This window comes from Vibrio sp. TBV020, from assembly GCF_046056895.1.
GTDB lineage: Bacteria > Pseudomonadota > Gammaproteobacteria > Enterobacterales > Vibrionaceae > Vibrio.
Window position 1 is genome coordinate 2,323,934 of the sequence record NZ_JBEEAQ010000003.1, and the last position, 19,744, is coordinate 2,343,677.

Annotated in this window: 15 protein-coding genes; 8 read left to right on the top strand and 7 right to left on the bottom strand. The window is 43.6% G+C overall.

Annotation, left to right across the window (positions count from 1 at the left end):
• Nucleotides 1–2: 2 nt before the first annotated feature.
• A complete protein-coding gene (pflB, locus tag AAFX28_RS18565) occupies nucleotides 3–2,279 on the top strand; it encodes a formate C-acetyltransferase (protein ID WP_408689860.1) in 2,277 nt (758 codons plus the stop codon).
• A 179-nt stretch (nucleotides 2,280–2,458) separates the two neighbouring features.
• On the top strand, nucleotides 2,459–3,472 hold the full coding sequence (locus AAFX28_RS18570; RefSeq protein WP_408689862.1) for a lipid A deacylase LpxR family protein: 1,014 nt from the start codon (nucleotides 2,459–2,461) through the stop codon (nucleotides 3,470–3,472).
• Here the strand turns inward: AAFX28_RS18570 and AAFX28_RS18575 are convergent.
• Nucleotides 3,469–5,349, bottom strand: coding sequence for a methyl-accepting chemotaxis protein (locus AAFX28_RS18575; RefSeq protein WP_408689864.1), 1,881 nt, complete (start codon nucleotides 5,347–5,349; stop codon nucleotides 3,469–3,471). The genes AAFX28_RS18570 and AAFX28_RS18575 overlap by 4 nt on opposite strands.
• A 224-nt stretch (nucleotides 5,350–5,573) precedes the next feature.
• Between AAFX28_RS18575 and pflA the strand changes: the two genes are divergently transcribed.
• The 3 genes from pflA to AAFX28_RS18590 all read left to right on the top strand — a co-directional run bounded on the left by pflA (nucleotide 5,574) and on the right by AAFX28_RS18590 (nucleotide 7,673).
• On the top strand, nucleotides 5,574–6,314 hold the full coding sequence (pflA, locus tag AAFX28_RS18580; RefSeq protein WP_408689865.1) for a pyruvate formate lyase 1-activating protein: 741 nt from the start codon (nucleotides 5,574–5,576) through the stop codon (nucleotides 6,312–6,314).
• A 69-nt stretch (nucleotides 6,315–6,383) separates the two neighbouring features.
• Nucleotides 6,384–7,046 (top strand): energy-coupling factor ABC transporter permease, encoded by a 663-nt coding sequence (locus AAFX28_RS18585; protein ID WP_408689866.1) that lies wholly within the window; start codon nucleotides 6,384–6,386, stop codon nucleotides 7,044–7,046.
• Nucleotides 7,047–7,172: 126 nt separating this feature from the next.
• Nucleotides 7,173–7,673, top strand: coding sequence for a YfbU family protein (locus AAFX28_RS18590; protein ID WP_408689867.1), 501 nt, complete (start codon nucleotides 7,173–7,175; stop codon nucleotides 7,671–7,673).
• Nucleotides 7,674–7,740: 67 nt separating this feature from the next.
• Here AAFX28_RS18590 and AAFX28_RS18595 read toward each other — a convergent pair whose 3' ends face one another.
• Nucleotides 7,741–8,496 carry a MipA/OmpV family protein gene (locus AAFX28_RS18595; protein ID WP_408689869.1) on the bottom strand — a complete coding sequence of 252 codons (756 nt, stop codon included), beginning with the start codon at nucleotides 8,494–8,496 and terminating at the stop codon, nucleotides 7,741–7,743.
• Between the two features lie 380 nt (nucleotides 8,497–8,876).
• Here AAFX28_RS18595 and AAFX28_RS18600 point away from each other — a divergent pair, with 380 nt between their 5' ends.
• The 3 genes from AAFX28_RS18600 to AAFX28_RS18610 all read left to right on the top strand — a co-directional run bounded on the left by AAFX28_RS18600 (nucleotide 8,877) and on the right by AAFX28_RS18610 (nucleotide 13,746).
• Nucleotides 8,877–10,811, top strand: coding sequence for a PrkA family serine protein kinase (locus AAFX28_RS18600; RefSeq protein WP_408689871.1), 1,935 nt, complete (start codon nucleotides 8,877–8,879; stop codon nucleotides 10,809–10,811).
• A gap of 115 nt (nucleotides 10,812–10,926) precedes the next feature.
• Nucleotides 10,927–12,198, top strand: coding sequence for a YeaH/YhbH family protein (locus AAFX28_RS18605; RefSeq protein ID WP_408689873.1), 1,272 nt, complete (start codon nucleotides 10,927–10,929; stop codon nucleotides 12,196–12,198).
• A 9-nt stretch (nucleotides 12,199–12,207) separates the two neighbouring features.
• Entirely contained in the window at nucleotides 12,208–13,746 is a 1,539-nt protein-coding gene (locus AAFX28_RS18610) for a SpoVR family protein (RefSeq protein ID WP_408689874.1), read from the top strand.
• Between the two features lie 48 nt (nucleotides 13,747–13,794).
• Here the strand turns inward: AAFX28_RS18610 and kdsB are convergent, their stop codons facing one another.
• Genes kdsB through AAFX28_RS18635 form a run of 5 tightly spaced genes read right to left on the bottom strand, consistent with a single transcriptional unit; the run spans nucleotide 13,795 to nucleotide 19,742 of the window.
• Entirely contained in the window at nucleotides 13,795–14,547 is a 753-nt protein-coding gene (gene kdsB, locus AAFX28_RS18615; RefSeq protein ID WP_408689876.1) for a 3-deoxy-manno-octulosonate cytidylyltransferase, read from the bottom strand.
• Nucleotides 14,547–14,726 (bottom strand): Trm112 family protein, encoded by a 180-nt coding sequence (locus tag AAFX28_RS18620; protein WP_053438189.1) that lies wholly within the window; start codon nucleotides 14,724–14,726, stop codon nucleotides 14,547–14,549. The genes kdsB and AAFX28_RS18620 overlap by 1 nt, the downstream gene beginning before the upstream one ends.
• A complete protein-coding gene (gene lpxK / locus AAFX28_RS18625; protein WP_408689877.1) occupies nucleotides 14,707–15,717 on the bottom strand; it encodes a tetraacyldisaccharide 4'-kinase in 1,011 nt (336 codons plus the stop codon). Before lpxK ends, AAFX28_RS18620 begins: the two co-directional genes overlap by 20 nt.
• A gap of 2 nt (nucleotides 15,718–15,719) precedes the next feature.
• A complete protein-coding gene (gene msbA, locus AAFX28_RS18630; RefSeq protein WP_408689879.1) occupies nucleotides 15,720–17,468 on the bottom strand; it encodes a lipid A ABC transporter ATP-binding protein/permease MsbA in 1,749 nt (582 codons plus the stop codon).
• A gap of 33 nt (nucleotides 17,469–17,501) precedes the next feature.
• On the bottom strand, nucleotides 17,502–19,742 hold the full coding sequence (locus tag AAFX28_RS18635; protein WP_408689881.1) for a DNA internalization-related competence protein ComEC/Rec2: 2,241 nt from the start codon (nucleotides 19,740–19,742) through the stop codon (nucleotides 17,502–17,504).
• Nucleotides 19,743–19,744: the final 2 nt, after the last annotated feature.

Consider the following 19,744-nt stretch of genomic DNA (forward strand, 5'->3'; position numbering starts at 1 on the left):
TCATGGCAGAGCAATTTGCTAAAGCTTGGGAAGGTTTTGCTAAAGGTGATTGGCAAAACGAAGTAAACGTTCGCGACTTCATTCAGAAGAACTACACACCATATGAAGGCGACGAGTCTTTCCTAGTTTCTGAAGGTACTGAAGCGACTAACAAGCTTTGGGCTAAAGTAATGGAAGGTATCAAGCTAGAGAACTCAACTCACGCACCAGTTGATTTTGATACAGATGTTATCTCTACCATCACTTCTCACGACGCTGGTTACATCGAGAAAGATCTTGAGACTATCGTTGGTCTTCAGACTGAAGCTCCTCTAAAACGTGCACTTATCCCTAACGGTGGTGTGCGCATGATCGAAGGTTCTTGTAAGGCTTACGGTCGTACACTTGATCCTCAAATTTCTAAAATCTACTCAGAGTACCGTAAAACACACAACCAAGGTGTTTTCGATGTTTACTCTCCAGACATCCTAAAATGTCGTAAATCTGGTGTTCTAACTGGTCTTCCTGATGCATACGGTCGTGGTCGTATCATTGGTGACTACCGTCGCGTAGCACTATACGGTATTGACTTCCTAATGAAGGACAAAGTAGCTCAGTTCCATTCAACTCAAGAACAACTTGAGTCTGGTGAAGATCTACAGATGACAATGCAACTGCGTGAAGAAATCCAAGAGCAACACCGCGCTCTAGGCCAAATCAAAGAAATGGCTGCTTCATACGGTTACGACATCTCTGGTCCTGCGACTACTGCTCAAGAAGCTATCCAGTGGACTTACTTCGGTTACCTAGCTGCTGTTAAGTCTCAAAACGGCGCGGCAATGTCTCTAGGTCGTACTTCGACTTTCCTTGACGTTTACGTTGAGCGTGATATCGCAGCTGGCATCATCACTGAAGAACAAGCTCAGGAAATGATTGACCACTTCGTAATGAAACTACGTATGGTTCGTTTCCTACGTACTCCTGAGTACGATGAACTATTCTCTGGCGACCCAATCTGGGCAACAGAATCTATGGGTGGTATGGGTGTTGACGGTCGTACGCTAGTTACGCGTACTAACTTCCGTTTCCTAAACACGCTATACACTATGGGTCCTTCTCCAGAGCCGAACATCACTGTACTTTGGTCTGAGCAACTACCTGACGGCTTCAAGAAGTTCTGTGCGAAGGTATCTATCGATACTTCTTCTATCCAGTACGAAAACGATGACCTAATGCGCCCAGACTTCGACAACGATGACTACGCTATTGCTTGTTGTGTATCTCCAATGGTTATCGGTAAGCACATGCAGTTCTTCGGTGCTCGTGCAAACCTTGCTAAGACTCTTCTATACGTTATCAACGGCGGTGTGGATGAAAAACTTAAGATCCAAGTTGGTCCTAAGTCTGAAGCAATGACTGACGAAGTACTAGACTTCGACAAAGTATGGGCTGGTCTAGACACGTTCATGGATTGGCTAGCGAAGCAATACGTGACTGCTCTAAACGCAATCCACTACTCTCACGACAAGTACAGCTACGAAGCGTCATTAATGGCTCTTCATGACCGTGACGTTCGTCGTACAATGGCTTGTGGTATCGCTGGTCTATCTGTTGCAGCTGACTCACTATCTGCTATCAAATACGGTACAGTTAAACCAATCCGTGACGAAGACGGCATCGCAATCGACTTCGACATCTCTGGTGAGTACCCTAAATTTGGTAACAACGATGCTCGCGTAGATGACATGGCTTGTGAACTAGTTACTAGCTTCATGAACAAGATCCGTAAGCTTAAGACTTACCGTAACGCTATCCCTACTCAGTCTATCCTTACTATCACGTCTAACGTTGTATACGGTAAGAAGACTGGTACTACGCCAGACGGTCGTAAAGCAGGTGCTCCTTTCGCTCCTGGTGCTAACCCAATGCACGGTCGCGATGAGAAAGGTGCAGTAGCATCTCTAACATCTGTAGGTAAACTACCGTTTGCTGATGCAAAAGATGGTATCTCTTACACGTTCTCTATCGTACCTAACGCTCTAGGTAAAGAAGAAGATTCACAGCGCGCTAACCTAGCGGGTCTAATGGATGGTTACTTCCACCACGAGCAAGGCATCGAAGGCGGTCAGCACTTGAACGTTAACGTTCTTAACCGTGAAACTCTAGAAGACGCAGTTAAGCACCCTGAGAACTACCCTCAGCTAACAATCCGTGTATCTGGTTATGCAGTACGCTTTAACTCTCTAACTACAGAGCAGCAAAAAGACGTAATCGCACGTACTTTCACTGAGTCTCTATAATCTCAGTTGAATGATTGACCAAAGCCCCGCACTCGCGGGGCTTTATTGTTTCTATCAATCTTACTTTTTCCATTTGAGCGATACGGTGCACACTTCAAGTTTTAGGTACATTTATTGCTTATCTTTGTATCAATGAATCCTGTATTATCAGGCCACTAATTTAGTGAAGCACAAATCAAATGAAGTTAAACCACGCACTGATATTGCCTTTTTTATTGGCTTCAGCTACTGCTGTCGCATCAGAAAAATCAACTGTTTCATTCGCTATCGATAACGACGGCGTTTTCGGTGTCGATCAAGACTACACCAATGGTCTGTTTCTTACTTATACAACTGGGGCTATTACCCCATACTCAATTTTCAGTCCACTAAGCCTTTCTTTCTGGGGTGGTGCGTCATTAGATAAGTTTGAGTTCACTTTAGGCCACAAAATGTATACGCCTTCAGATATTGAAGCGACTGAGCCTATGATCAACGATCGCCCTTATGCAGGCTACCTACACACTGAATTCAATTACATCAGTTTGCACCCTCAACAGGCTCATCGTTTTAACCTAACGCTTGGTACCACTGGTGAAAGTTCATTAGCCGATCAAGCACAGGACATTGTGCATGGCATTACAGGCTCGGATGAACCTCAAGGTTGGGGGTATCAAGTTGATGATAAGTTTGTTGGCAGCGTGGGCTACTTAAGCCACTTCAATCTTATTCGCCAACGTTCTATCGCCAATACGGATTGGGAAATTTCCAATGTATCTGAAGTTAACGCTGGTAACTTCCGTAGCGATGTATCGACAGGTTTGATGTTCCGCTGGGGTGCTGACCTAGGTGGTAGTATGGGTGCGGCAAACATTGATAATGAAAATCCATTTAGAGCAGGTATGCTTGGTGGCTCACAAGGAGGTTGGTTCTTCTTCGCAGGCGCTGAAGCTCGCTATCGCTTCAATGATATTACTATTGAAGGCGAACGCTCTGGCGTTAAAGATTATGCGTTGAGCCAAGATCCGGTTCAAGATCCAAGTATCTACGACGTTGAACTTGAAAATGTTCAAGCAACGGGCGTTGCGGGGTTTGCCTGGTATAACCAAACTTTCGGTGCAACATTATCTGCCACCGTTAAAACCCCTGATTACAAAAATGCACCTGAGTCGATGTACGGCACAGGCGCATTCACAGCTTACGTGTTCTTCTAAATCGTAAATTTCTGGCAGTCTTGGTTAAGGCTGCCAGCTCTTTGCTCTACCGCACCACTGACGCTTCTCAATTGTTCATTGTTTTCTTCAAGCTCTTTCATTGCTGCAGAAATCTGGGTCATGTTGTCAGCCATCGATTGACTAGTGGTCGCCAATTCTTTGATTGAAGTAAAGATTACTTCAGTTTGATGTGATGCTTCATCTGCTTTCTCAGTAATCAACGTCAATGCATCCATCGCCTCTTGGCCCTTTTCTCGGCCAGCTGTCATTGAAGACTCAGATTGTCCGATGTATTGGATCACCTCAGCGCTCTCTTTTTTCATCGTATCGATAGTGCCAGAGATCTCCGTTACAGCATCGACGGTTCTTACGGCTAAGCTTCTCACTTCATCGGCAACTACTGCGAACCCTCGCCCTTGCTCACCTGCCCTTGCCGCTTCGATTGCCGCATTGAGAGCGAGTAAGTTTGTTTGCTCAGCGATGCCATTAATTATTTCCATGACTGAATCTACTTTCGAAGACGCTTCTTCCAATTGCTTAATATGCCCTGCCGCTGAAGTCATGATTGCACCTACCTCTTCTAAAGAGCCAATCGCAGAGCCAATTACTTTCGCCCCTTCCTCTGCAGCGTGGGTCGAAGAGCGGCTAATTTCTGCCACAAACTCTAATGAGTTTGACACTTCTTGAGTGGTAACACTGACTTCTTCAGTTGCTGATGCAAGCAGTTGAGTTTGACCAAGAACCTCTGATTGATGGTGAGCAAGCATATCTAGACCTTGATTGAGTTCTGCCGCGTTACCAGACAACTCTTGACTGCTCGATTGAACTCCAGACACAAGCTCACCTAAGTTTTCACAGCTTTGATTAATACTTGTAGCTAACTGATTGAACTCATCATTTTTGTTTTTCGCAGGCGTCATACGTTGCGATAAATCGCCTGTCGAAACGCTATGAAGGACTTCTTTGGTACGGTTTAACGATCGTGACATTGAAGCGCTTTGCATTCCAAAAATTGTAATAGTGAATAGTGCCAATACAACACAGGCGATGAGAATCGACCACAGAGTTTGCGTTGAGTCATCTTCAGCAATACGTTGATAGCTTTCGCTGATGCCCCCCAGCTCCGAAGTGATGGCCCCAATAAGTTGGGTCATCTCATCTTTTGATACATCAAGCTGCTGTTCTACTATACCTAGTTGTTGAGACAGCTCAGCCACTCGCGTAAATGTCTGTTTATATTGCTCAATTTCCGCTTCATACAACTCTAGCATTGCGTACACATTCGACATGCTCTCAAAGCTAGCCATTGCTCGATTGAACAGCTTTAAGTTGTCTTCTGTGGGCTGTAAAAGGTAGTTCTGTTGAGATTTCACCATCGCTTGGAAATCAGAATTTAGTGTGACCATGCCTGTTTCAGCGATCTTTTGCTCAATGATTGTAGCGAGTTGCTTTAACTGACCGAGTTTCCCTTCATCAAGATTGAAACCCATTTCTTGCTTTAACGTCAGCCAAGGCATAACGGCACTGCGAAAGGTCATTACACTTTCAGTTAGACTTTGAGCTTGAGAATTCAATCCAACTTTGGTGAGAAACTGCGAATCTTGTTCAATGGCAGCAGCGACCTTATTAATAACGTCCTTTGTTTCAGAGACACGAGAACCCGTCATGGTATCTAGCTCACCACCTAAGGCTAAGATCTCACTTTGAGTCTGATAGATCGATAACGACCCCTTCGCAATATCACCACTACTTTGGTACTGCTCTTTCATGTGTGACAATCGACCAGAAGTGAAGGTGGCGAGGGAAACGAATCCTATCGTCAAAATAATCAAAAACAATGTCACTTTTTGTTTTTGAGAGAGCGCAAGCATATCCATAAAAAGTTCCTTTGCATCAAGTAGATGTAAAAAACCTTGCCAGACTGTTGTTATTAGTTGTTATTATTTTTTATAGTAATAAAACAATTTTATAACATAAATTTTAGCAAATATGCGCATTTTTTCTTAATTCAGCTTTTCTCGGAGAGAACACCCGGAAAACCTATTTTGTCCCTACATTTTGTAATAAAATAACGCACAAATTACTAAAACGAGATGAGCTCATGTCAACTACTGGTCGTATTCATTCTTTTGAGTCGTGTGGAACCGTAGACGGTCCTGGTATCCGCTTTATTGTCTTCTTACAAGGCTGTTTAATGCGTTGTAAGTATTGCCACAACCGTGACACTTGGGACACTCACGATGGTAAAGAAGTTACTGTTGAAGAGATCATCAGCGAAGCTAAATCGTATCGTCACTTTATGAATGCTTCGGGTGGTGGTGTGACATGTTCTGGTGGTGAAGCCATGCTTCAACCTGAGTTTGTACGTGATTTCTTCCGTGCCGCTCATAAAGAAGGTATTCATACCTGTCTAGACACTAACGGTTACATTCGTAAACACACAGATGTTATTGACGAAGTTCTGGAAGCAACCGATCTTGTGATGCTTGACCTTAAGCATATGAAAGATGAAATTCACCACGACTTTATTGGTGTGTCTAATAAGCGAACTCTCGACTTTGCTCGCTACTTACATAAAATTGGCCAAAAAACATGGATTCGCTATGTGGTCGTTCCAGGATACACCGACGATGAAGAAGCGGCGCACATGCTAGGTGAGTTCATCAAAGATATGGATAATATCGAGAAAGTAGAATTGCTTCCTTACCATAAGTTGGGTGCCCATAAGTGGGAAGCGCTCGGTATTGAGTATCCATTAGAAGGAACCAACCCTCCTTCTAAAGAAGTGATGGACTCTATTGTTTCGATTCTTGAGCAATATCACTCTAACGTAAAATACTGATATCAAGTTCAGCATTAATCGTAAAAAATACCAACCTTTCATCGGTTGGTATTTTTTTTGGGAACAAGCGTGGCACTAAACGAACTTTTTTCACTGCTTATTGTACTTTGCGTTTTGGGGCTTATTTGGAGTGATGTGCATCGAGTGTTAATGCCAAAGCTCAAGCAAGAGCGCTCCTTCCAGCATATTACCTTTGCGGTCATTTTTGCCCTGTTCGTACTGTGGTCTGCTGATGCCGGTGTCAAAGATGGGCTATCTATTCACTTTCTCGCACTTACAGCATTGACTCTCATGTATGGTTGGCGAAGTGCTTTTGCTCTTACTGCGGTTATCTCATTATTAATGGCGATTGTTGGAGAGCTGTCATTCTTTTCGTTACCCGAATACCTTTTGCTCTCTGGGCTGATTCCAATCTTGATCAGTCACTTGGTTTTTGTCACAAGTTACCATTATCTGCCGAGAAACATCTTCGTCTTTATCTTTGTCGCTGGTTTTTTTAATGGCGCGATAACGGGCAGCCTTCATTTGATCCTTAATGGCACTTACCTTCTCGCCTCTTCCCACTACGATTGGCAGACTATTCTCGACAATTATCTAGTTTTTACTCCACTCCTAGCGTTTCCAGAAGGGTTGTTAAACGGGATGGTCATCGCCCTACTATGCGTGTTTAAGCCAGAGCTACTCAGAGTCTTTTCTGATCGCGACTACATCTACAACCACTATCGAAAATAATGACGAAAATCTTACTCAATATTTGTACTTTTCATATTAAATATGTGTTGAGATCATGTTTCAGGCACGTCGGAAAAGATAACCTAAGCACATTAAAAATATATTAGATTATTTAGTGAGGCCACCATGGAAATGACAAACGCTCAACGTTTGATCCTATCGAATCAATATTACCTAATGTCACAAATGAACCCAGAAAATGCGGCTAAGTACCAGCGTCTTCAAACCATTGTAGAGCGCGGATATGAGCTTCAGATGGGAGAGTTAAACAAAGATTTCGGTTGTTTGATCGAGGCGGAATGCCGCGAAGTCATTGATATCATGGAGATGTACCATGCAATGCAAGAATCAAATAACATGCTTTCAGAAGACGAGCAGCAAGACGTAGACCAACGTCGACTAACATTCCTTGGGTTTGATATCGCTGCTGAAGCACAATTGGTTAATTATGTACGTTTCCTAACAGGTTCAGAAGGTCTCTACCCTCAGTTTGATAAGGGTGACCACCATTTCAACGCACAGATGCCTATGCTTGAAAAGTACCGTCGTATGCTTGCCACTTGGAAAAACTGCCCTCGCCAGTACCATCTATGTGCAAACGAACTTAAACAGATTTTTAACGCTTAATTCTGTTCCAAAATAAAAAGAGGGTGGCACTTGCCACCCTCTTTATTATTCGCTTATTCAGTGCTCATTAGAAAACGTAAGCTACTCCAACATTCGCAGTTGTGTTCACACCACTTTCAATCAATGGGCTACCTTCAATATCGCCTTCAAGGTTAGTGTATCGCACACCACCAGTCAGGCGAATATTTGGTGTTAAATGCATGTATGCCGAAGCACCAATAAAGAACTGACCATCCCAATCTGCATCAAACTCATCTAGCCCTGAACGCACTGCTTCTTGCGCACTTACTCCGTAGAGGTGGTTATTTAGTTTTTCACTGTTGTATGCGTAACCCATAGATGGCGTTATTGCCCAGCCTTTTTGACGAATAGGTAAACGCCAAGCCGCTTCCGCATATAAACCATTGTGAGTACGGCCTAAATCACTGCCTGCCGTTGCTTCAAACATACCAACAAGTGTAATCAACTGATAGCTCACACCACCTAGAATCGTTGATTTACGTTCGTCCATCTGTTGAATATCAGGATTACTAGAATCTTCAGGTTTCAGTGTTCTAGGGTCGTAAACCGCTCGAAATACGATGTTCTGAGGAGATCCAATTGGAAACAGACGATAGCCAGCACTGAAACCACGTAGGAATAGATGCTCACCTTCGTAACCAATCACCGGTATTACCGCTTTATTTGATGGTGTGTCTTTGTACACTGCTGGTGAATATGACGCTGCAACCCCCAAGGACCACTGAGAAATTTTCGCATTCGCATGCGGAGCAGCAAGAACAGCAGCCGCTACAGCCGCTTTAAACCAAGAAGATTTCAACATAATAATCATCAACAATATAAATAGAATAAATAACCGTCGCGATTATATGGAATACCATCCCAAAATACAATGACCAGTTTACGAGCAATCTGAAGTAAAAATCGCTATTTTTGCTTCCTTCTTAGCAATCTCGTCTACATCTTATGGTGCCCAATGCACTCCGTATTTTATTCACAACTGGTGACACATAGAACTTACGAATGTTTAATTTAAGGCCAATGTGCATTGAGTGGTCGGATATGTAGCGTTTCGTCACATATTGCAATTAAACACATATTTTTTAAGCAGAATTCTAAAAACCAACTAGGCTTAAATTAGAAAGGATTAGCTTTTCTATGCGGGTTTATTGTCAGTTTGACAGGTTCAGAGGGGAATTCATTATGAGTATTTTCGACCATTTCCAAGCACGCTACGAAGCCTCCAAGGATGAGGAACTTTCCCTACAAGACTTTCTCGGTCTATGTAAGGACGATAAAAGTGCTTATGCCAACGCAGCAGAGCGACTACTTATGGCTATCGGTGAACCTGAAGTCATTGATACCGCTCAAGATCCACAACTAAGTCGTATTTTTTCTAATCGCGTCATTTCTCGGTACGACACGTTCAAAGATTTTTATGGTATGGAAGATGCGATAGAACAAATCGTTTCATACTTAAAACATGCCGCTCAAGGCTTAGAAGAACGCAAACAAATCCTCTATTTACTAGGTCCGGTAGGTGGCGGTAAATCTTCATTAGCTGAAAAACTAAAAGCATTGATGCAACAAGTTCCTATCTACGTCTTGTCTGCAAATGGCGAGCGCAGCCCTGTTAATGATCACCCTTTCTGTCTTTTCGATGTCAATGAAGATGGTGACTTATTGAAACAAGAATACGGCATAGAGAAACGCTACCTACGCTCTATTATGTCTCCTTGGGCCGCTAAGCGATTGCATGAATTTGGTGGCGATATCTCCAAGTTCAAAGTCGTTAAAGTTCGCCCGTCAATTCTTGATCAGCTTGCTATTGCGAAAACTGAGCCTGGTGACGAAAATAACCAAGATATCTCATCACTGGTAGGTAAAGTCGATATTCGTCAATTAGAGCACTTCTCACAAGACGACCCCGATGCTTACAGCTACTCTGGTGCCCTATGTCGTGCTAACCAAGGTTTGATGGAATTTGTTGAGATGTTTAAAGCACCAATCAAAGTGCTGCACCCTCTACTTACTGCCACTCAAGAAGGTAACTACAACGGTACTGAAGGCCTATCAGCATTGCCATTTGATGGCATGATACTGGCTCACTCAAATGAGTCTGAATGGCAGACCTTCCGCAATAACAAGAACAACGAAGCTTTCCTTGACCGTGTTTACATAGTCAAAGTGCCGTATTGTCTACGTGTAGCGGAAGAAGTGAAGATCTATCAAAAACTACTCGACCATTCCGAGCTTTCTAAAGCTCCATGTTCGCCAAGCACGTTAGAGTTGCTATCTCAATTCAGTATTCTCTCGCGTCTAAAAGAGCCAGAAAACTCGTCAATTTTCTCGAAAATGCGTGTCTATGATGGTGAAACGTTAAAAGATACGGATCCAAAAGCGAAGAGCTACCAAGAATACCGAGACTTCGCTGGGGTTGATGAAGGTATGTCAGGTCTTTCTACCCGTTTCGCATTTAAGATCTTGTCTCGTGTGTTTAACTTCGATCAAACTGAAGTCGCTGCTAACCCAGTGCACTTATTCTATGTTATTGAACAACAAATCGAACGCGAACAGTTCCCTCAAGAAACCGCTGAGAAGTACCTTGAGTTCTTGAAAGGCTACTTAGTACCTCGTTACGTTGAGTTTATCGGTAAAGAGATCCAGACCGCTTATCTAGAGTCATACTCAGAATATGGCCAAAATATCTTCGACCGATACGTCACTTACGCTGATTTCTGGATTCAAGACCAAGAGTATCGCGATCCAGAAACAGGCCAGCTCTTCGACCGTTCAGCACTCAACAACGAGCTGGAGAAAATTGAAAAAACCGCTGGTATTAGCAACCCGAAAGATTTCCGTAACGAGATCGTTAACTTTGTCTTGCGTGCTCGCGCAAACAACAACGGTACCAACCCTGTTTGGACAAGTTATGAAAAACTTCGCACTGTGATAGAGAAGAAAATGTTCTCGAACACAGAAGAGTTACTACCTGTTATCTCATTTAACACCAAAACCTCTTCTGAAGATCAGAAGAAACATGATGACTTCGTCGCTCGTATGATGGAAAAAGGCTATACAGAGAAACAAGTTCGTTTGTTGTCTGAATGGTATCTACGAGTACGTAAATCGTCGTAATAGCAGTGTTTAAGCCCATGACTAACCTACCAGAGTACATCGCTCTGGTAGGAGACAGGACGCAAGAATGACCTGCCTCTTTTTTATGAGGCATGTATGAGATAAGGGGTGACTCATGGCGCAATTTATTGACCGACGACTGAACGGCAAAAACAAAAGTGCTGTCAACCGCCAGCGCTTTTTACGCCGCCATAAAGAACAGATTAAAGAATCTGTTGCTGATGCGGTGAATCGCCGTTCGATAACCAATACAGAAACCGGCGAAGATGTCGCTATTCCGCATAAAGACATCAAAGAGCCTGTATTCCACCAAGGCAAAGGGGGCTTAAAAGAGCGAGTACACCCTGGTAACGATCAATTCATTACTGGGGATAAGATAGAACGCCCGAAAGGTGGAGGCCAAGGTGGTGGTTCTGGTGAAGGCGATGCCAGTGCCGACGGTGAAGGCCAAGACGATTTCGTATTTCAGATTTCCAAAGATGAATATTTAGATATTCTGTTTGAAGATTTGGAATTACCTAATCTCGAAAAAAATCAGATCAACAAGATCACTGAATGGAAGACGCATCGAGCTGGTTACCAAACTGCAGGTGTGCCCGCCAACATCGCTATCGTTAAATCTCTCCAACAATCATTAGCTCGACGAACCGCGATGACCGCGGGCAAAAAGCGCATGCTACGTGAACTTGAAGAAGAACTTGATCGAGTAAAAATGAGTGAACCAGCTCAAATGCTCGAAGAGAATCGTCTTAAAGACGAAATCAAAAACTTACGCCGTAAAATCGATACCGTGCCGTTCATCGACACTTTCGATTTACGTTTCAAAAACTATGAACGTCGCCCTATTCCATCCAGCCAAGCCGTCATGTTTTGCTTAATGGATGTGTCAGGGTCGATGGACCAAGCTACCAAAGATATTGCTAAGCGTTTTTACGTCTTGCTGTATTTGTTCCTAACGCGAACCTACGAAAATGTGGAAGTGGTATTTATTCGCCACCACACTCAAGCAAAAGAAGTCGATGAGCATGAGTTCTTTTATTCTCAAGAAACCGGCGGAACCATCGTATCTAGTGCTTTGAAGTTGATGAATGAAATTGTCGCAGACCGCTATCCTGTTGGTGAGTGGAATATCTACGCAGCGCAAGCATCTGATGGCGATAACTGGGCGGATGATTCCCCACGATGCCGTGAATTGCTGACCAAACATCTACTTCCAAACTGTCAGTACTATTCATACATTGAGATTACCCGTCGTTCTCATCAAACCTTATGGCATGAATATGAAAAGCTAGAGGGCGGATTTCCTAACTTTGCGATGAAGAATATCCGAAGTGTTGAGGATATCTTCCCGGTGTTCAGAGAGCTTTTCAAAAAAGAAACCGCTTAGGGGGCCGATATGACAACAAAAACGAAAAAGCCAACCAAATCTAAAGCACTGCCTGATGGGCCAGATTGGACATTCGACCTTTTGGATCGCTATCACGTTGAGATCAAACGTGTGGCTGATCACTACAAGCTTGACGCTTACCCGAACCAAATAGAAGTGATCACATCAGAGCAGATGATGGATGCCTATTCCAGTATTGGTATGCCGATAAACTACAACCACTGGTCTTTTGGGAAAAAGTTTATCCAAACTGAACAAGGGTACAAACATGGACAAATGGGTTTAGCGTATGAAATCGTAATCAACTCAAATCCATGTATTGCTTACTTGATGGAGGAGAACACTGTCACCATGCAAGCACTTGTTATGGCTCACGCTTGCTATGGACACAATTCCTTCTTTAAAGGAAATTACCTATTCCAAACTTGGACTGATGCTAGCTCTATCATTGACTACCTTCTGTTCGCCAAGAACTACATTGCAGAGTGTGAGCAGAAATACGGCGTTCAAGAGGTTGAAGACCTTCTCGACTCTTGTCATGCCTTAATGAACTTTGGCGTTGACCGATACAAGCGACCAGAAAAAATTTCCATCGCGGAGGAGAAATCTAGGCAGGAAGAACGTGAGGCGTACCTGCAATCTCAGGTGAATGACCTTTGGCGTACCGTTCCAAAATCAACGGTTCAAGAGGAAGACCAAAAAGTCCGCTTCCCATCAGAACCGCAAGAAAATATACTCTACTTCATTGAAAAGCATGCTCCACTACTAGAACCTTGGCAACGCGAAGTTGTTCGTATCGTTCGCAAAATCAGCCAATATTTCTACCCTCAAAAACAGACTCAGGTAATGAATGAAGGTTGGGCGACGTTCTGGCATTACACCATTCTTAATCACCTTTACGATGAAGGTCTCGTGACGGATCGATTTATCCTTGAGTTTCTTCACAGCCACACAGGCGTTGTTGCACAGCCTGCGTATAACAGCCCTTATTTTAGCGGCATTAACCCTTATGCTCTCGGCTTTGCCATGTTCAGAGATATTCGGAGGATTTGTGAAGAACCCACAGATGAAGACAAAGAGTGGTTCCCTGAATTAGCAGGTTCAGATTGGTTAGAAGCGGTACATTTCGCCATGAAGAACTTTAAGGACGAAAGCTTTATTAGTCAGTACTTATCACCTAAATTGATGCGTGACTTTAAGCTATTTGCCATCGTTGATGATGACCGAAAAAACTATATTGAGGTCAGTGCGATCCATAATGACAGTGGCTATCGCGCTATTCGAGAGAAACTCGCCGCTCAATACAACCTAAGTAACCTAGAACCTAATATTCAGGTGTTCAACGTTGATGTTCGTGGCGATCGTTCTTTAACACTGCAATACGTTCCGCACGACCGTATCCCACTTGATGAAAGCTATGATGAGGTCCTCAAGCACCTTTATCGCTTATGGGGTTTTGATGTCATCTTAGAAGAGGTGAAAGATACAGGAAGGAGAGAAATTCTGAGTACCTGTCCAAAACGTAATGACTACGATGGGAAAATTTAATCCCCTTCTTCAAAAAAGATAAAGGCCCTAAATAGGGCCTTTTCATTATTATTGCTTCGCAATGATGCTACGAACAACTTCTAAGTCTTCAGGAGTATCAACCCCCGCTGCTGGTGCTTCTTTCGCGACTTCCACGTGAATCTTTTCACCATACCAAAGTACGCGTAACTGCTCTAAACACTCAATCTTCTCCAAAGCCGTTGGCTCCCAGTTGATGTAAGTATTAATAAAACCAGCACGATATGCATAAATACCAATATGTCGCATCAATGGCTGTGCAATAGCTTTTTCTTGCTGAGCAAAGTTATCACGATCCCATGGAATCGTTGCTCGGCTAAAGTACATCGCATAACCATCTTTGTCTGTCAGAACTTTCACTGCATTTGGATTGAACACTTCAGCTTCGTCACTAATCTCAACAGCCAACGTTGCCATTGGTGCTTGGCTATTCGCTAAGTTCTCTGCAACTTGAGAAATAATCGCAGGAGGAATCAATGGTTCGTCACCTTGAACGTTCACAATAATGTGGTCTTGAGGGATCGCCATTTTCTCAACAACTTCCGCTAAGCGCTCTGTACCAGATTCATGGTCTGGAGATGTCATGCAAACTTGACCACCAAATGCTTGAACGGCTTGCTCTACACGGCTGTCATCCGTTGCGATGACCACTTGATCAGCACCCGCTTGAATTGCTTGTTCATAAACCCATTGAATCATTGGTTTGCCACCAATATCTGCAAGAGGCTTACCCGGCAACCGAGTCGACTGATAACGCGCCGGAATAACAACAGTGAATGACATTATCTGCCCTCGTCCATACTAATCTTGCGAGCTTCAGGCTCTAACAGCACAGGAATGCCTTCCTTAATTGGATAAGCTAAACGATCTAACTTACAAACCAGTTCTTGCTTGTCCTTATCAAAGGTTAGCTTCCCTTTACATACCGGACAGGCAACAATCTCAAGTAGACGGTGATCCATACTTTTCCTTAACCTCTTTAATCTTATCTAAAATACGCGTTTCATCCGTTGGATTAAACTCAGCCGTGACTGGTAAATACCACCAATTGTCTTTTGCGTATTGTGCGCATTTTACAGCGTCTTTTTCAGTCATAATCAGATGATTGCCTTTGGCAGCTAACTCATCCAATTGCGACGGTTCAAAATCTTTATGGTCAGCAAAACCTTGCGTAAAGGTCGCCACAGCCCCTAGTTGCTCTAAAGTATCAAAAAATCGCGGGGGATGACCGATACCAGCCATCGCCACAAGCCCCTCTTTTAAGCTAGTAACATCAACCTTTTCGCCACTGAGTAAGTTTACAGCTTGAGTTGGGACTAATGACATTTGCGCTTCGTTAGTGAGGGCCTGACCACCATTAGTAATCAATAAATCGACTTGCGATAAACGTTCAACCGATTCACGCAACGGCCCCATTGGAATCAAAGACTCGTTACCAAAACGGCGTTTTCCATCAATCACAACAATTTCGATATCACGTTCTAGTGCGTAATGCTGAAGGCCGTCATCAGTTATGATTATATCAACATTGTAATTAAGTAGTGCTTTCACTGCGTCGCTGCGAGTCGGGGAAACAGAAACTGGCGCGCCAGTCCGCTTATAGATGAGTTTCGGTTCATCGCCGCAATGCTTAGTGGATGTATCTGCTTCGACCATCAAGGGATAGGATGGCGCTTTAGCACCGTAACCGCGAGATACTACACCGGGCTTGTAACCTAGCTCTTGCAGCTTTTCGACTAGCCAAATCACAACTGGAGTTTTGCCATTACCACCAGCAGTAATATTTCCAACCACTATAACGGGAACAGGAGGCCGATAAGACGCTTTCTTTCCTGTCTGATATTGACGGCGACGGTTTCTACTCACCCATCCAAAAAGCAAACTAAGTGGCCATAGCAATGGCCACACTAGATATTTTAGCGGGTGGTTTTCAAACCAGATTTTTTCAATCAAGATTAGGCACCAAATTGAATACGGTGTAGTTGAGCGTAAGCACCATCTTGCTTGATCAACTCAGCATGGTTACCACGTTCAACAATCTCACCTTCATCCACTACCAAAATTTCATCGGCATTCTCGATAGTTGAGAGCCTGTGCGCTATCACTAGCACTGTTTTGTCTTTTTGTAGCTCATCAAGGGCAGATTGAATCGCTTTTTCGGACTCTGTATCCAGTGCCGATGTTGCTTCATCAAGAATCAAAACAGGTGCGTCACGCAGAAGTGCACGTGCAATGGCAATACGTTGACGCTGACCACCAGATAAACTTGCGCCATTTTCGCCAATCACAGTGTCCAAGCCATTATCCATGTTCTCAACAAAGTCCATTGCATGAGCTAGGCGAGCCGCATGCTCAATTTGCTCTCGGCTATATTGCTCACTCGCCGCATATGCGATGTTATTGGCAATAGAATCATTAAATAGATGAACGTTTTGCGAAACCAACGCAAAGTGAGTACGTAAGTTACCTAAGGTGTAATCACGAACATCTTCCCCATCTAGGCAGATAGAACCAGAATCCACATCATAGAAGCGAGTAAACAGGTTCGCGATAGTACTCTTACCTGAGCCAGAACGTCCCACTAAAGCAACCGTCTTACCTTTTGGAATATCAAAGCTTACGTCGCTAAGTGCTGGTTTCTCTTTGCCTTCATAGGTAAAAGTAACGTTTTTAACCGCAATTTCTCCGCGCACTTTATCGACTGCAATCTTGCCGTTATCTTGCTCGGTTTCCAAATCCATCAGCGCAAATAGGGTTTGGCTCGCAGCCATACCACGTTGGAAGTCTGATGTAACATTGGTTAGTGCTTTTAGAGGACGCATCAAACCAAACATCGCAGAAAATACTACCGTAAATGTACCTGGTGTAAGTTCGGCACGAATCGAATCAACGCTTGCTAGGAACAGTACAACGACCAATGCAATTGAAGCAATCACCTGAATAACTGGGTTTGCAATAGCTTGTGCAGCAACCAACTTCATCGACTGCTGACGCATCTGGTTACTTACTGTATCAAAACGTTCGCGCTCTACATTTTGACCACCATAACTTAATACAACTTTGTGACCTTTAAGCATTTGTTCTGCTGAAGATGACACATGCCCCATTGCTTCTTGCATATTCTTCGAGATCTTACGGAAGCGCTTCGATACAACACTGATACCCCAAGCAACTAACGGAGCAACAATAAATAGCACCAAAGAAAGCTGCCAACTGTTCCAGAACATCAACACCAATAGACCTATGATGCTTGCACCTTCACGAACAATACTGACTAAAGCACGGCTTGTAGCTCCAGCAACTTGCTCCGAGTCATAGGTAATTCGAGACAAAAGACCACCCGCTGATTCCTTATCAAAATAAGAAACCGGCATGTGCATAAATTGGTTAAAAATGGCACGTCTCATCTGCATGACCACGTTGCCAGACACCCAGCTCAAACAATAAGTCGAGACAAACCCACTAAGGCCGCGGACAATCATCATTCCAAAAATAATGAAAGGAAGTACTCGAAGGAAGTTAGATTCCGCATCACCAAAGCCTTCATCAAGAAGAGGCTTTAGTAGGGAAACCATATAGGTATCAGCAATCGCGTTAACAATCAGTGCAACAACTGCAACCGCCAAACCTGCTTTGTATAAACGGATATAAGTCCACAGGCGCTTGAACGTTTGCCAAGTTGTTTCGTCTTGATTCAATGACATAGAAATGCTTATTTTTCTTTTACAATATTCTCGCTATTCTACTCCCTTACGCAGCATATGCCTATACCAACTCCCCCCTTTGATATCGCGCATTTTATTCAGCTCGACGCTGTCTGAATAAAATTTCACCGTTATTTGCCCAGAACTTCCTGTATCTACCCAAGTAGCTCCTTGTTCCAAATAAGTCGCTACCACTTCTGACTTAGGTAAATTCCAACGACCTCCCTTAGCTGTGGAACCAATAGCAATCGAAGGGTCTACCAATTGAACAAATTTCGGGGTTGAAGATGTTTTACTGCCATGGTGAGGGACGAGCAATACATCTGACTTAAGTTGATCTCTTTCCCTAACTAACAACCATTCGGCAATGGCTTCTACATCTCCCGTTAGCAGTACTCGTTGATCCGTCTCTCGATGAGTCAACGCAATCACGCAAGAGTGTGGGTTGTAGGCGCGAGTGGCTTGTTTTGGAGGCCACAGAATATCTATGGTGATATCTCCCCACTTTAAAGACTTCCCTTTCGCACAAACTCGATCCCCCACATCGATTTGACTGGTTAAGATATGCTTGGGGCGCCACCGTGTTGCTAATGACTGCCACCCTCCAGAATGGTCGTTATCCATATGGCTCAATACCAAGTAATCTAGGTGAGATACTCCTGCTTTCGTCAAGTAGGGAGAGATAACCTGCTGAGCAATGCTCCCGCTATCCCAAGCAGCGCCAGTATCATATAAGAGTGTATTCGAGCCTTGTTTAACAACTACCGCTAGTCCATGCCCTACATCTAACGTAACGAGTTCCCATAGAGGCTTTGGTTGCCAACGAATCTCGGTAACGGCGAAAATCACTATTGCCGCCACTATTCCTTTTCGAGTTAAGTAACGATATGCAATAACCAGCGAAATAATCAAACCAAGCCACTTAACTTGTTGGTAGGAGAGGTTCACCCACCCAGTTCCAGCGTGTTCGATCGCCCAAATAACCGGGGCTAGACTTAGATCCGTCAACGCCCACAAGAATTCGCTACCTACACCTAAGTATCCCCAAGCAAAAGCAATAAAGATCATCGGCACCACGATGAAAGTGAACCAAGGGACAAAGATCAGGTTGTAAAACACTGCACTAAGACTTATTCCATGAAACAGCAACGCGGTAATTGGAAGCATAAGCAGCACGAGAAACAGTTGTAGCTTAATTACTTTCAGCCAAACGGTTTGCGATCTTTTAGATACAGAAAGAAAGAGAAACACAAACCCAACAGCCACCATAGATAGCCAAAGACTGCTACTTAAGGCAGAAAAAGGGGAAACTGCTAGCAATAAGAAAAGTACTAACAACCACTTATAAGGGTAGGAAAGCTGGCCAGAAACACATTGTCCCAGAACTAATACAACGCACATCAACATTGCACGCTGAGTAGGGATAGAAAACCCAGCAAGCCATGCGTAAGTCATCGCAAGAGCCACTCCACATAAAGCAGGGCCAAACCGAAGTTGCCAGTGACTCAGCAATAATAGCCGGCCGAGACTCCAACCGATTCCAAATGCAATACCAATATGGAGTCCTGAGATTGCAATTAGATGACTTAAGCCACTTTGCTGAAACTGCTCCCATCGTGTCTGCTTCAATTCATCACGCACTCCAAATAGAAGCGCTAAAATTATATCTCTGTTCGCAAGAGCTAGAGCCGATTGATTAAATCTATCTAAAGCACTTTCTCTGAGAGAGCCCGTACTAACAACGTAGAAGCTGACACTTTTCTTAACTGTAGCTAAGCCAACTATGCCTTGCGATACAGCATAGCTCTCTGCATCAAACCCCACTTCATTGAGCAACCCAATGATGGATTTAACTGATACTTTGGCTACGATGGTGTCACCTAGCTGAAGAGAAACAGGTGCATTAAGAGTGATTTTCGGCTGGAGGAAACTGTTCAAAGAGTGGCCATTGATTGATCTAACTATAACTCTGCCTTGAAAGCCTCGTTTTATTGGTTTAAAAAGGCTGTCAACGTCAGCGTTTATGGTAATATCCTGACCTGCTTTAAAAAGTTTTTTTGTTTGGTGTTGAAGTAAGTTGCCATGCACAAATATGACGACACACGCTAAAGCGGCCCCAAAACAATATCTCGCTTTCCTATACTTGATGGATACCACCATCACAACAAAAGGAAAGATAAGATATTGCCAATCAGGCATGATTGGCCAGTATGGGCTTGTGATGATCAATAACGAAAACGAAATCAGCGACCAATAATTTAAGTAGAGAGTCATAT

Coding starts and splice junctions, on each gene's coding strand:
- pflB (WP_408689860.1), top strand. CDS start 3: ATGGCAGAGCAATTTGCTAAAGCTTGGGAAGGTTTTGCTAAAGGTGAT.
- AAFX28_RS18570 (WP_408689862.1), top strand. CDS start 2,459: ATGAAGTTAAACCACGCACTGATATTGCCTTTTTTATTGGCTTCAGCT.
- AAFX28_RS18575 (WP_408689864.1), bottom strand. CDS start 5,349: ATGGATATGCTTGCGCTCTCTCAAAAACAAAAAGTGACATTGTTTTTG.
- pflA (WP_408689865.1), top strand. CDS start 5,574: ATGTCAACTACTGGTCGTATTCATTCTTTTGAGTCGTGTGGAACCGTA.
- AAFX28_RS18590 (WP_408689867.1), top strand. CDS start 7,173: ATGGAAATGACAAACGCTCAACGTTTGATCCTATCGAATCAATATTAC.
- AAFX28_RS18595 (WP_408689869.1), bottom strand. CDS start 8,496: ATGTTGAAATCTTCTTGGTTTAAAGCGGCTGTAGCGGCTGCTGTTCTT.
- AAFX28_RS18600 (WP_408689871.1), top strand. CDS start 8,877: ATGAGTATTTTCGACCATTTCCAAGCACGCTACGAAGCCTCCAAGGAT.
- AAFX28_RS18605 (WP_408689873.1), top strand. CDS start 10,927: ATGGCGCAATTTATTGACCGACGACTGAACGGCAAAAACAAAAGTGCT.
- AAFX28_RS18610 (WP_408689874.1), top strand. CDS start 12,208: ATGACAACAAAAACGAAAAAGCCAACCAAATCTAAAGCACTGCCTGAT.
- kdsB (WP_408689876.1), bottom strand. CDS start 14,547: ATGTCATTCACTGTTGTTATTCCGGCGCGTTATCAGTCGACTCGGTTG.
- AAFX28_RS18620 (WP_053438189.1), bottom strand. CDS start 14,726: ATGGATCACCGTCTACTTGAGATTGTTGCCTGTCCGGTATGTAAAGGG.
- msbA (WP_408689879.1), bottom strand. CDS start 17,468: ATGTCATTGAATCAAGACGAAACAACTTGGCAAACGTTCAAGCGCCTG.
- AAFX28_RS18635 (WP_408689881.1), bottom strand. CDS start 19,742: ATGACTCTCTACTTAAATTATTGGTCGCTGATTTCGTTTTCGTTATTG.